Here is a 16,252-nt window from a genome sequence, read left to right as displayed (position 1 = left end):
CGGCCCGGAAAGAGAAAACGGCGGCGGCTTCAGGCCGCCGTCGTCGCGTGCAGCATCAGGAAACGCCGGAGAATGCCGGACGAATAGCTGCTCGCGATCGCCGACAGGAAATGCGAGAACGATTGCGTCGCGTGATCGTCGGCCGTATCGGAAATCGTGCGCACGAGCGCGAACGGCACGTCGTGTTCCGCGCACACCTGCGCGATCGCGGCGCCTTCCATTTCAACCGCGAGCGCGTCCGGCAGCGCGTCGCGCAGCGCGACGACCTCGCGCTCGCTCGACACGAAGCGGTCGCCGCTGATGATGAGCCCCGCGTGCAGCGTCGCGCCCGCCAGCCCGAAGCGCGCGGCGAACTGCGCGCCCTCTTCCGCGACGAACTGCGTGCAGGCGGCCCTCAGACGCACCGTCAGCGCCGCGTCGGTCGCGAAACGCGTGATGCCGAGCAGCGGCACCTCGTAGCGCGGAAACAGCGGCGAAGCATCGAGGTCGTGCTGGAGCAGCATGTCGGCCACGACGACGTCGCCGACCCGCACCGTGCGCGACACACCGCCCGCGACGCCGGTGAACACGACGCCCGCCACGCCGAACACATGGATCAGCGCGCTGACCGTCGCGGCGGCCGCGACCTTGCCGACCCGCGCGAGCGTGACCACGCAGGCCGCACCGTGCACGGTGCCGACGTGGTAATCGCGGCGGCCGAGCGTGACCGTCTTCATCGCGCCGTCGGCGCGCATCGCGGCGATCAGGTCGCCGAGTTCCTCGGGCAGCGCGGCCAGGATGCCGAGCGGGCGAGCCGCGGGCGTTGCGCTCGTATCGATGCCCATCATTCCACCGCCTGCAGTTTCGCGACCGCGAGCGCGAGCCATTTCTCGCCGTGCCGCTTGAACTTCACCTGCGCCTTCGCATCGGTGCCGCTGCCTTCGAGCGCGGTGACCGTGCCTTCGCCGAACTTGGTATGGAACACCTGCTGGCCGACCCGGAAGCCGGTATCGGCCGCGCGCTGCTTGTTCGCGAACGCGGGCAGCGGCGCGGACACGGCCGCGTCGACGATCTGCTCGCGATTGCCGCCGCCCGGCCGCGCGAACCAGTCGCGCCCGTACCCGGCGTTGTCGGAACGCCCGCCCCAGCGCGAACCGGCCTCGACTTTCGGCGTCAGCCACTTCAGCACGTGCTCCGGCAGTTCGTCGAAGAAGCGCGAGCGCACGTTGTAGCGCGTCTGGCCATGCAGCATCCGGCTCTGCGCGAACGACAGGTAGAGCCGCTCCTTCGCGCGCGTGATCGCGACATACATCAGCCGGCGTTCTTCCTCGAGGCCGTCCGATTCGAGCACGCTGTTCTCGTGCGGGAACAGCCCTTCCTCGAGGCCCGTGATGAACACGGCCGAGAACTCGAGCCCCTTCGCCGCATGCACGGTCATCAATTGCACGGCGTCCTGGCCGGCCTGCGCCTGGTTGTCGCCGGCCTCCAGCGACGCATGCGACAGGAAGCCCGCGAGCGGCGTCATCGTGTCGGGGTTCTGTGCCGGGTCGGCGGGCGAAGCCGGATCGAGGACGTCGACCGCCGGATCGTCGGCCGCCGCCCCGAGCTCGGGCGCCGCGATCGCGCCGGCGCGCAGCGGAATCGAGCGCGCCGGCGTGTCGAGCCCGTAGCCTTCCTCGGCGATGAACGCGGTGGCCGCGTTCACGAGTTCCTGCAAGTTCTCGAGGCGGTCCTGGCCTTCGCGCTCGCCCTGATAGAAATCGGCAAGGCCGCTCGCGCGCACGATGTGCTCGACGGTGTCGGGCAGGTTCATCTGCTGCGTATCGGCGCGCATCTTCGCGACCAGGTTCGCGAACCCGCCGAGGCTCGTGCCGGCCTTGCCGGTCACGTACGGAATCGCGGCGGCCATCGAGCAGCCGTACAGGCGCGCCGCGTCGGCCAGCTGCTCGATCGAGCGCGCGCCGATCCCGCGGGTCGGGAAGTTCACGACGCGCACGAACGCCGTATCGTCGTTCGGGTTGTCGATCAGGCGCAGGTACGCGAGCGCGTGCTTCACTTCCTGCCGCTCGAAAAAGCGCAGGCCGCCGTACACGCGGTACGGGATGCCCGACGACATCAGCGTGTGCTCGATCGAGCGCGACTGCGCGTTGCTGCGGTACAGGACCGCCACCTCGCTGCGCGCCATCCCGGTGTTGATCAGCGAACGGATCTCCTCGACGATCCAGCCGGCCTCCTGCGAATCGGTGCTCGCCTCGTACACGCGCACGGGCTCGCCGTGGCCCGCGTCGGTGCGCAGGTTCTTGCCGAGGCGGTGCGCGTTGTTCGAGATCAGCTGGTTCGCCGCGTCGAGGATGTTGCCGTGCGACCGGTAGTTCTGCTCCAGCTTGATCAGGTTGCGCACGCGGAATTCGTCTTCGAAGTCACGCATGTTGCCGACGTTCGCGCCACGGAACGCGTAGATCGACTGGTCGTCGTCGCCGACCGCGAAGATCGCGTTCTGGCCGCCCGCGAGCAGCTTGAGCCACGCGTACTGCAGCTTGTTGGTGTCCTGGAACTCGTCGACGAGGATGTGCCGGAAGCGCGCCTGGTAGTGCGCGCGCAGCGGCGCGTTGTACGCGAGCAGCTCGTAGCAGCGCAGCAGCAGCTCGGGGAAATCGACGACACCCTCGCGCTGGCACTGCTGGTCGTATGCCTGGTACAGCTCGACGAACTTGCGGTTGAAGTTGTCGGTCGCGTCGACCTTGTCCGGGCGCAGCCCCTGCTCCTTCGCGTTGTTGATGAAGTACTGGACGTTCTTCGGCGGGTACTTTTCGTCGTCGACGTTCGCCGCCTTCATCAGCCGCTTGATCGCGGACAGCTGATCGGCCGTGTCGAGGATCTGGAAGGTCTGCGGCAGGCCGGCGTCGCGCCAGTGCGTGCGCAGCATCCGGTTGCAGAGGCCGTGGAACGTGCCGATCCACATCCCGCGCGTATCGATCGGCATCATCGCCGACAGGCGCGCCATCATCTCGCGCGCGGCCTTGTTCGTGAAGGTGACGGCGAGCACGGTGGGCGGCGACGCGTAACCCTGCTGGATCAGCCACGCGATGCGCGTGATCAGCACGCGGGTCTTGCCGCTGCCCGCCCCTGCGAGGATCAGCGCCGGTTCGTTCGGCAACGTGACGGCGGCGAGTTGTTCGGGGTTCAGATTGGCGAGCAGATCGGGCATGGAGCGGCAGCGAACGGGCGAGAAAAATACGGACCCGACATTATAAGTCGGCCGCGCGATGCCGTTCCCGATCCGTTCGAACGAACGTCGCGGGCGCATCGCGACGGGCCCGCGGCGGCCGGGCGATGGCTGGTCGATGTGCATCCATTTATAATTGTCGGATTCGGCATCCAATTCACGCATTTTTCGGCAGATTTCCAACATGAGCGACAACACGCTTGCGAAGAGTTTCGAACCCCACACCATCGAGTCCCAATGGGGGCCGGAGTGGGAAAAACGCGGCTACGCGGCCCCGGCATTCGACCCGGCCCGCCCCGATTTCGCGATCCAGTTGCCGCCGCCGAACGTGACGGGCACGCTGCACATGGGCCACGCGTTCAACCAGACGATCATGGACGGCCTCGCCCGCTACCACCGGATGCTCGGCGAGAACACGCTGTGGGTGCCCGGCACCGACCACGCGGGGATCGCGACCCAGATCGTCGTCGAGCGCCAGCTCGACGCGCAGGGCGTGTCGCGCCACGACCTCGGCCGCGAGCAGTTCGTCGAGCGCGTGTGGGAATGGAAGCAGAAATCCGGCTCGACGATCACGGGCCAGGTGCGCCGGCTCGGCGCGTCGACCGACTGGTCGCGCGAATACTTCACGATGGACGACAAGATGTCGGCCGCCGTGCGCGACGTGTTCGTCACGCTCTACGAACAGGGCCTGATCTATCGCGGCAAGCGCCTCGTCAACTGGGACCCGGTGCTGCTCACCGCCGTGTCGGATCTCGAAGTCGCGAGCGAAGAGGAAAACGGCCACCTGTGGCACATCCGCTATCCGCTCGTCGACGGCTCGGGCTCGCTGACCGTCGCGACGACGCGCCCCGAGACGATGCTCGGCGACGTCGCGCTGATGGTGCATCCGGAAGACGAGCGCTACGCGCACCTGATCGGCAAGCTCGTCACGCTGCCGCTGACGGGCCGCGAGATCCCGGTGATCGCCGACGACTACGTCGACCGCGAATTCGGCACGGGCGTCGTGAAGGTCACGCCCGCGCACGACTTCAACGACTACCAGGTCGGCCTGCGCCACAAGCTCGCGCCGATCGAGATCCTCACGCTCGACGCGAAGATCAACGACAACGGCCCCGAGCAGTATCGCGGCCTCGACCGCTTCGACGCGCGCAAGGCGATCGTCGCCGACCTCGATGCGCTGGGCTTCCTCGACTCGGTGAAGCCGCACAAGCTGATGGTGCCCCGCGGCGACCGCACGGGCGTCGTGATCGAGCCGATGCTCACCGACCAGTGGTTCGTCGCGATGACGAAGCCGGCGCCGGAAGGCACGTTCAATCCCGGCAAGTCGATCACGGAAACCTCGCTCGACGTCGTGCGCAACGGCCAGATCAAGTTCGTCCCGGAAAACTGGACGACCACCTACTACCAGTGGCTCGAGAACATCCAGGACTGGTGCATCTCGCGCCAGCTGTGGTGGGGCCACCAGATTCCCGCGTGGTACGGCGAAAACGGCGAGGTGTTCGTCGCGCGCAACGAGGAAGAAGCGCGCGCGCAGGCTGCCGCGAAGGGTTACGCGGGTGCGCTGAAGCGCGACGAGGATGTGCTCGACACGTGGTTCTCGTCGGCGCTCGTACCGTTCTCGTCGCTCGGCTGGCCGAACGAAACGCCTGAACTGGAACACTTCCTGCCGTCGTCGGTGCTCGTCACGGGCTTCGACATCATCTTCTTCTGGGTCGCCCGGATGGTGATGATGACCACGCACTTCACCGGCAAGGTGCCGTTCCACACCGTCTACGTGCACGGCCTCGTGCGCGACGCGGAAGGCCAGAAGATGTCGAAGAGCAAGGGCAACACGCTCGACCCGATCGACATCGTCGACGGCATCGACCTCGACACGCTGATCGCGAAGCGCACGACGGGCCTGATGAATCCGAAGCAGGCCGCGACGATCGAGAAGAAGACGCGCAAGGAATTCCCGGACGGCATCGCCGCGTTCGGCACCGACGCGCTGCGTTTCACGATGGCGTCGATGGCCACACTCGGCCGCAACGTGAACTTCGACCTCGCGCGCTGCGAGGGCTACCGCAACTTCTGCAACAAGCTGTGGAACGCGACGCGCTTCGTGCTGATGAACTGCGAAGGCCACGACTGCGGCAGCGACAAGCCGGAAGTCTGCGGCGCGGGCGACTGCGGCCCCGGCGGCTACCTCGACTTCTCGGCGGCCGACCGCTGGATCGTGTCGCTGCTGCAGCGCACCGAGGCCGACATCGCGAAGGGCTTCGCCGATTACCGCTTCGACAACATCGCCAGCGGCATCTACAAGTTCGTGTGGGACGAGTACTGCGACTGGTATCTCGAGCTCGCGAAAGTGCAGATCCAGAACGGCACGCCGGAACAGCAGCGCGCGACGCGCCGCACGCTGCTGCGCGTGCTCGAAACGGTGCTGCGCCTCGCGCACCCGGTCATCCCGTTCATCACCGAGGCGCTCTGGCAGAAGGTCGCGCCGCTCGCGGGCCGCTATCCCCAGGGCAAGGCCGAAGGCGAGGCGTCGCTGATGACGCAGGCCTACCCGGTCGCCAACCTGGAGAAGATCGACGAGACCTCCGAGCAGTGGGCCGCCGACCTGAAGGCGATTGTCGACGCATGCCGCAACCTGCGCGGCGAGATGAACCTGTCGCCGGCGACCAAGGTGCCGTTGCTCGCGGCCGGCGATGCCGAGCGCCTGCGCTCGTTCGCGCCGTACGTGCAGGCCCTCGCGCGCCTGTCGGAAGTGCAGATCCTCGCGGACGAGGCAGCGCTCGACAAGGAAGCGCACGGCGCGCCGATCGCGATCGTCGGCCCGAACAAGCTGGTGCTGAAGGTGGAAATCGACGTCGCGGCCGAACGCGAGCGCCTGTCGAAGGAAATCACGCGCCTGACGGGCGAGATCGTGAAGTGCAACGCGAAGCTCGGCAACGAGGCATTCGTCGCCAAAGCCCCGCCGGCCGTGGTCGAGCAGGAGCAGAAACGCGTCGCGGAATTCCAGAGCACGCTCGAAAAACTGCGCGCGCAGCTCGATCGGTTGCCTGCGTAACAAACGGTAAGGTCGTTTGCGTTCACTATAATGCAAACGTGAACATAAGCCGTCTGACAAGTCGATTACAGGAATAAAGGTTCGATCATGTTGAAAGTCACCAAGGCGGTATTTCCGGTTGCCGGGCTCGGCACGCGGTTCCTGCCGGCAACCAAGGCAAGCCCGAAGGAAATGTTGCCCGTCGTCGACAAGCCGCTGATCCAGTACGCGGTCGAGGAAGCGATCGCCGCGGGCATCACCGAGATGATCTTCGTGACCGGGCGCAGCAAGCGCGCGATCGAGGATCACTTCGACAAGTCGTACGAAATCGAGGCCGAGCTCGAGGCACGCGGCAAGGCAAAGCTGCTCGAGCTCGTGCGCAGCATCAAGCCGAGCCATGTCGACTGTTTCTACGTGCGCCAGCCGGAAGCGCTCGGCCTCGGCCATGCGGTGCTGTGCGCGGAAAAGCTGGTTGCCGACAACCCGTTCGCGGTGATCCTCGCCGACGACCTGCTCGACGGCAACCCGCCGGTGATGAAACAGATGGTCGACGTGTTCGACCACTATCACAGCTCGGTGATCGGCGTCGAAGAGATCCCGCCGTCGGAAACGAAGTCGTACGGGATCGTCGACGGCAAGGAGTGGGAAGAGTCGATCGTCAAGATGTCGGCGATCATCGAGAAGCCGGCGCCGGAAGTCGCGCCGTCGAACCTCGGCGTGGTCGGCCGCTACATCCTGAAGCCGCGGATCTTCCAGCACCTGCGGGCACTGAAGCCCGGCGCGGGCGGCGAACTGCAGCTCACCGACGCAATCCAGGCGCTGCTCGCCGACGAACAGGTGCTCGCCTACAAGTACCAGGGCACGCGCTACGATTGCGGCAGCAAGCTCGGCTACCTGAAGGCGACGGTCGAATTCGCGCTGCGTCACCCGGAAGTTGCCGCGGATTTCGACGCGTACCTGCGCACGCGCGGCAACGCGCACCCGGCCGACTGAACGCGGCAAGGGCGCGCCCCGACGCGCCCGCCCTCACCTCACGGGCCGCCGCTCAGCGCGCGTCGGCCGGCTTCACCGAGACGACGCCCGGCATCCCGCCCGCGTCGTCTTTTTTCGTCTTGACGAGCCAGCCGCCACCGTCGCCGAACGGCACCTTCGCGAGCGCGCTCTTCACGAGCGCAGGCGCCGCCTGCTGCGTGCCGGCGTCGCGATCGCGCAGCGAGGCCGATACGCGGTAGACGTCGGCGCCCGATTTCGCATCGACGAAACGCAGCGTCAGCACGTGGCGATACACCCGCCCCATGAACGGCAGCGCCAACGGCGCCGGCCCGTCGACGGTCACGCATGCGCTGCTCGCGGCACCGCACCCGTCGGCGCGCGCCGCGACCGAGGCCGCCTGCGTCGCGTACGCAATCGACACCCGGTAGCGCGCGGCCGCGAGCGGCTTCGCATCGAAGCCGCGGCGCGCGAGTTCGTCGCGCACGAGCGTCTCGATCTGCCGATAGTCGGCATCGCCGGTCTGCGCGGCCGTCCGCATGAATTCGTAGGCATGCGCACCCGATGCGAATGCGTCCGGCTGCCCGACCACACTCACGCCGCTCGTCACGCCGGCACACCCCGTCAACAGCAACGCCGCCATCGCGGCCGTTGCCCATTCCTTTCTCATGGCTTTCCCCAAATGCCTGCCGTCGCGCCCGGCCCTGTCAGGCGGACGGCTCGTCGATCGCAGGCAGCGACACCGTCACCGCGGTGCCGACGCCCACCTCGCTGTCGACCGCCACGCTACCCCCATGGCGCGTGACGACCGTCTTCACGAATGCCATGCCGAGCCCGGAACCCGAGATCTCGGGCCGCTCGCCGGCATGGAACCGCTTGAAACGCTCGAACAGATGCCGCTGATCTTCCGGCGCGATGCCGTACCCCTGATCGCGAATCGTACAGAACATCCGTTTCGACGCGTGCTCGACCGTCAGCGTACACGTGATCACCGTGTCGGACGGACTGTATTTGACCGCGTTGTTCAACAGGTTCACGAAGGCGCGCGTGATCAGCGAGCGGTCCGCGCGGACCCAGCACATGTCGGCACCGACGTCGGTGTCGACCCGGATGTGCTTCGCCTGCGCCTGCGGCCACACCTCGTCGCTCGCATCGATCAGCACGTCGACGAGGCTCGTTACTTCGAGCTGGTAGACCTGCGACTCCGCGCGCGCCAGCTGCACGAACTCGTCGGCCAGCGACAGCGCGCGGTGCGCATAGCGCTCGATCCGCGCGAGCAGCCCGCGCATCGCGTCGGTCTCGGCGCGGTCGCGTTCGATCTCGACGAGCGCGAGAATCGACGACTGCGGCGAGCGCATGTCGTGCGACAGCAGGTGCAGCGCCTCCTCGCGCTGCCGCTCGGCCGCATGCAGCTCGGTGACGTCGACGAGACCGGCGATCCAGCCCGTCACGCGGCCCTGCGCGTTCGTGCAGGCCGCGTAGCGTAACAGATGGTCGAGCCCGTCGCGATCGCGCACTTCGATGCCGCGCGCCATCGCGTCGTGCTCGGCCTCGAGCGTCGGGTCGAGCACCGCCGGCCAGTGTTCGCGGATCGCCGCGTCGTGTTCGGCGTTGCCGTCGACGGTCTTCATGAAGGTCAGCTCGCCGAGCGCCGCGCGCAACGACCGCCCCTCCGGCAGCGGCAGCGAGAGCCGCGCCCCGTAGCGTTTCGCCGCATGGTTCGCGATCAGCACGGTGCCGGCCAGATCGGTCACGAAGATCGGCTCGGGCATGCTGTCGAGGCTGTCCCACACGAAGCGCTTCATGTCCTGCACGCGCTGCGCGGCTTGCGCCATCAACGCCATCTGCCGCTCGAGCACGTCGCCGCCGACGCTGCGCGTGCGCGGCGCTTCCGGCAGCAGGTGCGGCTCGTCGGCGAGCCGCTGCAGCTCGCGGCGCAGGTACGACATCGTCATTTCCAGCCGCCGCCAGTTCCAGATCGGGTAGACGGCAACCAGCCCGAAGATCGCGGGCGCCGGCGACAGCCAGATGCGCGCCTCGAACAGCAGCGCCAGGCTTGCGACGACGGCGAGCCCGGCGAGGCTGAGCGTCAGCAGCAGCGCGCGCCACGGCGACAGCATCAGGAAGCCGCCCAACAGCACGGCGAGCGGCAGCAGCGACGCGGCGAACAGCCCCGCGCGCGACGCGGGCGAGATCGCACTGCCGGTCGCCAGCATGTCGAGCACGTTGGCATGGATATACACGCCGGCGAGCGGGCCGAACTCGCCGGACACGGGCGTTGCAAAGCGGTCGTACAGCCCCGACGCCGTGACACCGACGACGACGATCTTGCCGCGCAGCGCGTCGGGCTTCACGCGCCCTTCCAGCACGTCGTTGAACGACAGCGTCGGATAGGCGGGCGTGTTGCGGCTGAACGGGATCAGGTAGCGGCCTTCGCCGGCCGCGTCCTGCGACAGGTCGTGCGCATTCGCACCGGGTGCGCCGCCGACCGGCTGCAGGCGGCCGGCCTGGATCGCGCGGTACACGGGCACCATCAGTTGCGGCCAGCGCACGCGGCCGTCGCTTTCGAACAGCGCGACGCTGCGCACGATGCCGTCGCGATCGACTTCGAGGTTGATGTGGCCGAGCCCGGTCGCACGCGCCGCGAGCGCAGCCACCGGCGGATCGACGGTGCGCGTGCCGTCGGCCTGCTCGGGGCTCAGCAGCACGGGCAGGAAGGTCGGCACGTGGCTCATCGCGTCCGCGAACGCGCGATCCTGCGGCGACGGTTCGGTGAACAAAACGTCGTAGACGACGGCGGCCGGTTGCGCGCGCGCCAGCGTGTCGAGCAGCCGCGCGTGCACGTCGCGCGGCCACGGCCAGCGGCCGAGGGCGGACACGCTCGGGTTGTCGATGTCGACGACGACCACGTCGGGCGACAGCGGCAGGCTGCGCAACATCAGCAGCCGGTCGTAGATCAGCCCGTCGACGCCCGCCGACAGGCGGCCGAGCGCGCACGCGAGGATCACCGCGACCCCGAGGCAGCCGATCGCGATCCATTCGATCAGGAAGCGGCGGCCGAGATGTCTCCGCGGGGAAACGGAATCGGGTTTCATGCGCCGCGGATCAGCGCGACAGCGTGAACGCGCTGACCGGACTGGTCTTCTCGTAGAACTTGCCGCCCTCGAACTCCTCGACGGTCACGGCCCAGAAATACTCGCCCGGCGGCAGGTTCGCGACGGTGATCTGGCGCGCGTGCAGGCCGACCTGGTCGACGACCGGCGCGCTCAGGTCCTTCGAGTGCGACAGCACGAACCGGTAGCGCGCGCCCTTGCCCGCGCCGTTCGGCGCCCAGCGGAACTCGTAGCCGCCCGCACCCGGCGACGCGCTCGCGTCAAGCCCCATGATGCGGCGTTCGAAGGCATACGTGCGCGGCAGGCCCTCGAGGCCATTGGCGTCGATCGCGGCGACCCGCACGAAGTAGTTTCCGTTCGGCACGTTGCGGAACACCGCGTGCGGCGAATCGGTGCGCGTTTCGCGGAACAGGTCGAGCAGCCCCGCGTCGTGCGCGAGCTGCACGCGATACGCGTGCGCCTGCGCGAGCGGCGCGACGTCGAACGAGACGTCGGGCTCGTCCTGCACCTTGTCGGGTTGCGCAAGCGCCGGCGCGGGCAACAGTTCGACCGGGGCGCCGACCGCGCCGGACGATGTCGCGACGCTGCCGAAGTTCGCATGCACGAGCGTCGGGTTGGCCGGCTGCTGGTCGCCCGCGACGCCGACCGTGCCGTCGAGCACTTCGACGCGCGTCGACGCGTTGCCGGCCGCGTCGTAGTTCACGCGAAAGTGCGTGCCGCGCACGCCGGCCACGACCGACGGCGAGCGAATCTGGAAGCGGTCGTCGCGTTTCTTCAGATGGGTGACTTCGCTGTCGACCGAGCCGCGCGTGAGTTCGAACTCGCGATCGAGCGTGCCGGTCAGCACGGTGCGGCGCAGCGCCTTCAGGTCGAGCTGGCTGTCGGGCGGCAGGCTCATGTGCGTGCCGTCGGCGAGCTCGAGCGTCACGAAGCCGTTCGGACCGGTGCGCACGCGATCGCCCTCGGCGAGCGTCGCGTCGTTCGCGAGCGGCGCGAATGCGTCGCCGGACGCGCGTTCGGCCGTGCCCTGCACCGCGATGACGCGCGCGGTCAGCTTTTCCTTGCGCAGGCGCGCGACCGGCAGCTTCAGCGCGGTGCCGGGCTGCAGGCGTTGCGGCGTGGCCACGTGATTGATCTGCTGGAGCAGTTGCCAGTCGCCCGCTCCCTGCAGGTAGCGCGCGGCGACGTCGTACAGCGTGTCGCCCGCCTGCGCGACGTAGACGACCGTCTTGCCCGCGGCCGGCGGTTGCGCGCCCGCCTGTTGCGCGGCGAACCCGAACGCGACCGCGCAGGCCGCGTGCAACGCCGCCGTGCGCAGGGTCGCCATGCGCTGCGTGATTCCCGTGGTCACTCCGGTTCTCCCTGACCGACCCGCTCGAGCCGATAGCCGTAGCCGTAGATCGGCGCGAGACGATAGCCGTTCTCGGGCCGCAAGCCGAGCTTGGTGCGCAGCATCGAGATGTGCGTATCCATCGTGCGCGACGGGATGTCGGTCGCCTGCTTCCACACGAGATCGAGAATGTGCGCACGCGACAGCGGCCGGTCGAGATGCTGGAACAGCAGCAGCGCGAGCTCGAATTCCTTCTGCGTCAGGCTCACGGCCTTGTCGCCGACGTACGCCTGCTTCAGGTTCACGTCGAAACGGAATTGATCGAATTCGCGGACGGTCGCCTCGGCGTTGACCGGATACGCGCGGCGCAGCAGCGAACCGATGCGCGCACGCAGGATCGGGCCCGAGACGGGCTTGACCACGTAGTCGTCGGCGCCGGCGTTGAGGATCTGCGTGATCCCCGCCTCGTCGTCGCGGCTCGTCATGAAGATGATCGGCAGGCTGTGCTCGGTCTGGTTGGCACGCACCCACTTGAGCACTTCCTCGCCGGACATGTCGGGCACGTTCCAGTCGAGCACCAGCAGATCGAACGTCTCGCGCTGCAGACGTTTCTTCAGGGCCTTGCCTTCCTTGAACGCGTAGCACGTATGGCCAACGGCCGTCAGCGTTTGACTGACGAAATCCGTCTGGGCCGGATCGTCATCCAGTACAGCAATTCTCATAGCACCCCGCAAATCGAAATCGATTCGTCCAGTTCAGCTCTCCGCCCGACCCTCGCGCGCAATACGCGCGCGGCTTCCGGATATCGGCCGGCGAGCCGTCGTTCGCCGCTCGCGCCACCTGCGCAAACCGGCGACCCCAGCAATATCTCAAAAACGGGGCACGGACGAACCGGCGATTTCACCATAGTAGTATGAAATTCGCCAAGAAATTGCGCGGACTATCGCCTTTTCTTCGAATAATCCCTTCGGTCGCGCAATCGGACGTCTAGCCGGCATCCGCGACGCCGGCCACCGGCTCGGCGACGTCGTCGGCCAGCACGGCTCGCGACGGCAGTTCCGACAGCGCGGGCTGCGCAAGCATCCGCTGCAGCTGGCCGCGCACGCGCTCCCACGCGCCAGCCGCGTAGTCGGGCTGGCCCGCCGCCCACGCCTGCGCCAGATCGAACACGCGTTCGATCGTGGCGCCGCAGTAGGTCAGGCCCGCGCCGTCGTCCTGCGCGGCGTCGCGCAGCCGTTCGTCGAGCCACTCCGCCAGCCACGGCATCTCGGACGCGGCCGAATCCGCATAGGCCTCCAGCGCGGCACGCGCGTGGCGATCCTGCTGCGGGTCGAGCTCGATACGGCTCAGTCCCGATACGCTGCGTTCCGCTCCGGACGGACTTCGATAGGTCCCTGGTCTGAAGGACATGTCCTCTCCCCGTTGTACGACGGTAACGTCAGGCATGGCCCCCGTGCCCGCCGTACGACGTACCGTAGCCGGCACGCCCGCTGGAAGAGCGGACGACCGGCCGGGTCAGTATACGCAGCCGATCGTGAAGCGAGGTTTAAGAATTGTCAGATAAGGTTGGCCTGCCCGAGGTTGGCCGGCCCGACGGGCCAGCCGGCGCCGGGACCGCGATGCGCGCGTTCAGCGACGGCGCATCAGGAACACGAAGGTCTTGTCCTGCATCGTCGATTCGACGATTTCGTTGCCCGTCTGTTTGGCGAACGCGGCGAAATCGCGCTGCGAGCCCGGATCGGTCGCGAGCACCTTGAGGATCTGCCCGCTTTCCATATCGGCGAGCGCTTTCTTGGCACGCAGGATCGGCAACGGGCAATTGAGCCCGCGCGCGTCTACTTCCTTGTGAATCTGCATCGGCTGTCGACCTTCGAATGACGCGCCACACAAGGCGCGGGAGGAAGCCGCGATTTTACCGCAGCGACGCCGGGCCTGCCGGGGCCGCGCCCGGCCCGGCGGCCGCCGGCACCGGCGTCACGCGCCGGAGAAGCCGCCCGCGAGCCGTTCGCGCAGGTGTCGCACGAGCGCGCGCACCGCGCTCGGCACGACCGGGCTGTACGGACGAATCGCGAAAATATGGTCGCCGAACGCCCCCGATGGCCGCCAGCCGTCGAGCAGCGCGACCAGCCGGCCGGCCTCGAGATCGCGCCGCGCGCTGAAATCCGGCAGCAGCGCGATGCCGAGCCCGCCCAGCGCGGCCTCGCGCATGGCCTCGCTGTTGTTCGCCGCGAAACTGCCGCGTACCGGCACGCTCACGCGCTGGCGCCGCCGGCCGTCCGGCTCGAAGCTCCACGCGGCCGGCTCGTTGTCGCGCAGGTAGCACAGGCAGCTGTGATCGACGAGTTCTTCCGGGTGCCGCGGCGCCCCGCGCGCGTCGAGATACTCGCGGCTCGCGACGAGCAGCGAGCGCGTATCGCACAGCTTCCACGCGACGTGGGTCTGCGGCGCGGTGGTCGTATGGCGGATCGCGAGGTCGAAGCCCTCCTGGGTCAGCGAATGCAGCCGGTCCGACAGGTCGAGCTCGATATGCACGCCCGGATGCTGGCGCAGGAACGCCGGCAGGTGCGGCACGACCTGCTGGCGCCCGAGCGCGACCGGCACCGTCATGCGCAGCAGCCCGCGCGGCTCGCCGGCCAGGTCCTTCACGCGCGCGAAGTGCTGCCCGATCGACTCGAACGCGTCGCGCGTGCTGTCGACGAGCGTCTGGCCCGCATCGGTGAGCCGCACGCTGCGCGTCGTGCGGCGCACGAGCGGCACGCCGGCCGCCTTCTCGAGATCGGCGATACGCTGGCTCATCGCGGCCTTGCTGATGCCGAGCCGCTGCGCGGCGGCCGTGAAACTGCCGGCGGCCGCCAGCACCGTCAGCGAATGGATATGCGGCCAGAGCGCCTGGACATTTTGCTGATTCATCCATCAATTATTCAGAATTCTGAACAGTGAATCAAGCCGCGCGGCCTTCTCCCGCCCCGCCGGTTTGCCTAGACTAGGCCGCATTCACCCTCACCCGCCCCCCAGGAGACACGATGAATCCGGTTCCCGCGTACACCTCCGACGCCGACGTCGGCCACTACGTCGACGGCGCGCCCGTCGCCGGCCGCAGCGGCCGCTTCCAGGACGTCCTCAATCCCGCGCTCGGCCGCGCGGTGCGGCGCGTCGCACTGGCCGACGACAGCGAAGTGCAGCGGGCCGTCGCATCGGCCCACGCCGCGTTCCCGGCCTGGGCCGAGACGCCGCCGATCCGCCGCGCGCGCGTGCTGCACCGCTTCCTGCAGTTGATGAACGAACACCGCGACACGCTCGCGGCCATCATCACGGCCGAGCACGGCAAGGTGTTCTCCGACGCGCAGGGCGAAGTCGCGCGCGGGATCGACATCATCGAATTCGCCTGCGGCGTGCCGCAGCTCCTGAAAGGCGACTTCACCGACCAGGTCAGCACCGGCATCGACAACTGGACGATGCGTCAGCCGCTCGGCGTCGTCGCGGGCATCACGCCGTTCAACTTCCCGTGCATGGTGCCGTGCTGGATGTTCCCGGTCGCGATCGCGACGGGCAACACGTTCGTGCTGAAGCCGAGCGAGCGCGATCCGTCGGCCGCGCTGTTCATCGCCGACCTGCTCACGCAGGCGGGGCTGCCGGCCGGCGTGTTCAACGTCGTGCAGGGCGACAAGGGCGCGGTCGACGCGCTGCTCGACCATCCGGACGTGCAGGCCGTCAGCTTCGTCGGCTCGACGCCGATCGCGGCCTATGTCCAGCAGCGCGCGGTGCAATCCGGCAAGCGCGTGCAGGCGCTCGGCGGCGCGAAGAACCACCTGGTCGTGATGCCCGACGCGAACCTCGAGCAGGCGGTCGACGCACTGATCGGCGCCGCGTACGGCTCGGCGGGCGAGCGCTGCATGGCGATCAGCGTCGCGGTGCTGGTCGGCGACGTCGCGGACCGGATCGTGCCGCTGGTGGCCGAGCGCGCGCGCAAGCTGGTGATCGGCGACGGGATGTCGCCGGAAGTCGAGATGGGCCCGATCGTCACCGGCGACGCGCTGAAGCGCATCGAAGGCTACATCGCGCAAGGCGTGAGCGAAGGCGCGCAACTGGTGGTCGACGGCCGCGGGCTGCGCGTGCCCGGCCGCGAGGCAGGCTTCTTCACCGGCGGCACGCTGTTCGATCACGTGACGCCCGACATGCGGATCTACCGGGAAGAAATCTTCGGCCCCGTGCTCGGCTGCGTGCGCGTGAAGGATTTCGGCGAAGCGGTCGACCTGATCAACGCGCACGAGTTCGGCAACGGCGTGTCGTGCTTCACGAGCGACGGCGGCATCGCGCGCGAGTTCGCGCGGCGCATCCAGGTCGGGATGGTCGGCATCAACGTGCCGATTCCGGTGCCAATGGCCTGGCACGGTTTCGGCGGCTGGAAGAAGAGCCTGTTCGGCGACATGCACGCGTACGGCGAGGAAGGCGTGCGTTTCTACACGCGCCAGAAGTCGGTGATGCAGCGCTGGGCGTCGAGCATCGGCAAGGGCGCCGAATTCGCGATGCCGACCGCGAAGTAACCGCTTGCCGGCGCGCCGCCCGCCGATCGACCGGGCGGA

General features: G+C 68.2%; 12 protein-coding genes. 3 read left to right on the top strand and 9 right to left on the bottom strand.

Annotated elements, in window-relative coordinates; genetic code table 11:
* Positions 1 to 29 precede the first annotated feature (29 nt).
* Together GQ56_RS0131035 and GQ56_RS0131030 are read right to left on the bottom strand one after the other, a co-directional pair.
* Complete coding sequence (locus GQ56_RS0131035) at positions 30 to 827, bottom strand: 5'-methylthioadenosine/adenosylhomocysteine nucleosidase (protein ID WP_031402356.1); 798 nt, start codon at positions 825 to 827, stop codon at positions 30 to 32.
* Positions 824 to 3,187, bottom strand: a complete 2,364-nt coding sequence (locus tag GQ56_RS0131030; RefSeq protein ID WP_031402355.1) for a UvrD-helicase domain-containing protein — start codon at positions 3,185 to 3,187, stop codon at positions 824 to 826. Before GQ56_RS0131030 ends, GQ56_RS0131035 begins: the two co-directional genes overlap by 4 nt.
* Before the next feature lie 202 nt (positions 3,188 to 3,389).
* Here GQ56_RS0131030 and GQ56_RS0131025 point away from each other — a divergent pair, with 202 nt between their 5' ends.
* Positions 3,390 to 6,257, top strand: coding sequence for a valine--tRNA ligase (locus GQ56_RS0131025; protein ID WP_031402354.1), 2,868 nt, complete (start codon positions 3,390 to 3,392; stop codon positions 6,255 to 6,257).
* Positions 6,258 to 6,344: 87 nt separating this feature from the next.
* Entirely contained in the window at positions 6,345 to 7,229 is an 885-nt protein-coding gene (galU, locus tag GQ56_RS0131020; RefSeq protein ID WP_031402353.1) for a UTP--glucose-1-phosphate uridylyltransferase GalU, read from the top strand.
* A gap of 52 nt (positions 7,230 to 7,281) precedes the next feature.
* Here galU and GQ56_RS0131015 read toward each other — a convergent pair whose 3' ends face one another.
* The 7 genes from GQ56_RS0131015 to GQ56_RS0130985 form a co-directional block, all read right to left on the bottom strand.
* Positions 7,282 to 7,896 (bottom strand): DUF4136 domain-containing protein, encoded by a 615-nt coding sequence (locus tag GQ56_RS0131015; RefSeq protein WP_031402352.1) that lies wholly within the window; start codon positions 7,894 to 7,896, stop codon positions 7,282 to 7,284.
* Positions 7,897 to 7,933: 37 nt separating this feature from the next.
* Positions 7,934 to 10,321 carry a CHASE2 domain-containing protein gene (locus tag GQ56_RS0131010; protein WP_031402351.1) on the bottom strand — a complete coding sequence of 796 codons (2,388 nt, stop codon included), beginning with the start codon at positions 10,319 to 10,321 and terminating at the stop codon, positions 7,934 to 7,936.
* Positions 10,322 to 10,331: 10 nt separating this feature from the next.
* Positions 10,332 to 11,690, bottom strand: a complete 1,359-nt coding sequence (locus tag GQ56_RS0131005) for a FecR domain-containing protein (protein ID WP_031402350.1) — start codon at positions 11,688 to 11,690, stop codon at positions 10,332 to 10,334.
* Positions 11,687 to 12,391 (bottom strand): response regulator transcription factor, encoded by a 705-nt coding sequence (locus GQ56_RS0131000; RefSeq protein WP_006490421.1) that lies wholly within the window; start codon positions 12,389 to 12,391, stop codon positions 11,687 to 11,689. The genes GQ56_RS0131005 and GQ56_RS0131000 overlap by 4 nt, the downstream gene beginning before the upstream one ends.
* A gap of 265 nt (positions 12,392 to 12,656) precedes the next feature.
* Positions 12,657 to 13,079, bottom strand: a complete 423-nt coding sequence (locus tag GQ56_RS0130995; protein ID WP_031402349.1) for a hypothetical protein — start codon at positions 13,077 to 13,079, stop codon at positions 12,657 to 12,659.
* Between the two features lie 219 nt (positions 13,080 to 13,298).
* Positions 13,299 to 13,526 carry a sulfurtransferase TusA family protein gene (locus GQ56_RS0130990; protein WP_031402348.1) on the bottom strand — a complete coding sequence of 76 codons (228 nt, stop codon included), beginning with the start codon at positions 13,524 to 13,526 and terminating at the stop codon, positions 13,299 to 13,301.
* Positions 13,527 to 13,643: 117 nt separating this feature from the next.
* Positions 13,644 to 14,579, bottom strand: a complete 936-nt coding sequence (locus tag GQ56_RS0130985) for a LysR family transcriptional regulator (RefSeq protein WP_031402347.1) — start codon at positions 14,577 to 14,579, stop codon at positions 13,644 to 13,646.
* A 113-nt stretch (positions 14,580 to 14,692) separates the two neighbouring features.
* Between GQ56_RS0130985 and GQ56_RS0130980 the strand changes: the two genes are divergently transcribed.
* Positions 14,693 to 16,213, top strand: coding sequence for a CoA-acylating methylmalonate-semialdehyde dehydrogenase (locus GQ56_RS0130980; RefSeq protein WP_031402346.1), 1,521 nt, complete (start codon positions 14,693 to 14,695; stop codon positions 16,211 to 16,213).
* Positions 16,214 to 16,252 lie beyond the last annotated feature (39 nt).

Origin of the sequence: Burkholderia paludis (assembly GCF_000732615.1) — a bacterium.
Lineage (GTDB): Bacteria > Pseudomonadota > Gammaproteobacteria > Burkholderiales > Burkholderiaceae > Burkholderia > Burkholderia paludis.
This window is presented reverse-complemented; position numbering and strand designations above follow the sequence as displayed.

Excerpts from the sequence above, each read along its gene's own strand:
- GQ56_RS0131000 (WP_006490421.1), bottom strand. The coding sequence starts at position 12,391 with ATGAGAATTGCTGTACTGGATGACGATCCGGCCCAGACGGATTTCGTC.
- galU (WP_031402353.1), top strand. The coding sequence starts at position 6,345 with ATGTTGAAAGTCACCAAGGCGGTATTTCCGGTTGCCGGGCTCGGCACG.
- GQ56_RS0131010 (WP_031402351.1), bottom strand. The coding sequence starts at position 10,321 with ATGAAACCCGATTCCGTTTCCCCGCGGAGACATCTCGGCCGCCGCTTC.
- GQ56_RS0131030 (WP_031402355.1), bottom strand. The coding sequence starts at position 3,187 with ATGCCCGATCTGCTCGCCAATCTGAACCCCGAACAACTCGCCGCCGTC.
- GQ56_RS0130990 (WP_031402348.1), bottom strand. The coding sequence starts at position 13,526 with ATGCAGATTCACAAGGAAGTAGACGCGCGCGGGCTCAATTGCCCGTTG.
- GQ56_RS0131035 (WP_031402356.1), bottom strand. The coding sequence starts at position 827 with ATGATGGGCATCGATACGAGCGCAACGCCCGCGGCTCGCCCGCTCGGC.
- GQ56_RS0131025 (WP_031402354.1), top strand. The coding sequence starts at position 3,390 with ATGAGCGACAACACGCTTGCGAAGAGTTTCGAACCCCACACCATCGAG.
- GQ56_RS0131015 (WP_031402352.1), bottom strand. The coding sequence starts at position 7,896 with ATGAGAAAGGAATGGGCAACGGCCGCGATGGCGGCGTTGCTGTTGACG.
- GQ56_RS0130995 (WP_031402349.1), bottom strand. The coding sequence starts at position 13,079 with ATGTCCTTCAGACCAGGGACCTATCGAAGTCCGTCCGGAGCGGAACGC.
- GQ56_RS0130985 (WP_031402347.1), bottom strand. The coding sequence starts at position 14,579 with ATGAATCAGCAAAATGTCCAGGCGCTCTGGCCGCATATCCATTCGCTG.
- GQ56_RS0130980 (WP_031402346.1), top strand. The coding sequence starts at position 14,693 with ATGAATCCGGTTCCCGCGTACACCTCCGACGCCGACGTCGGCCACTAC.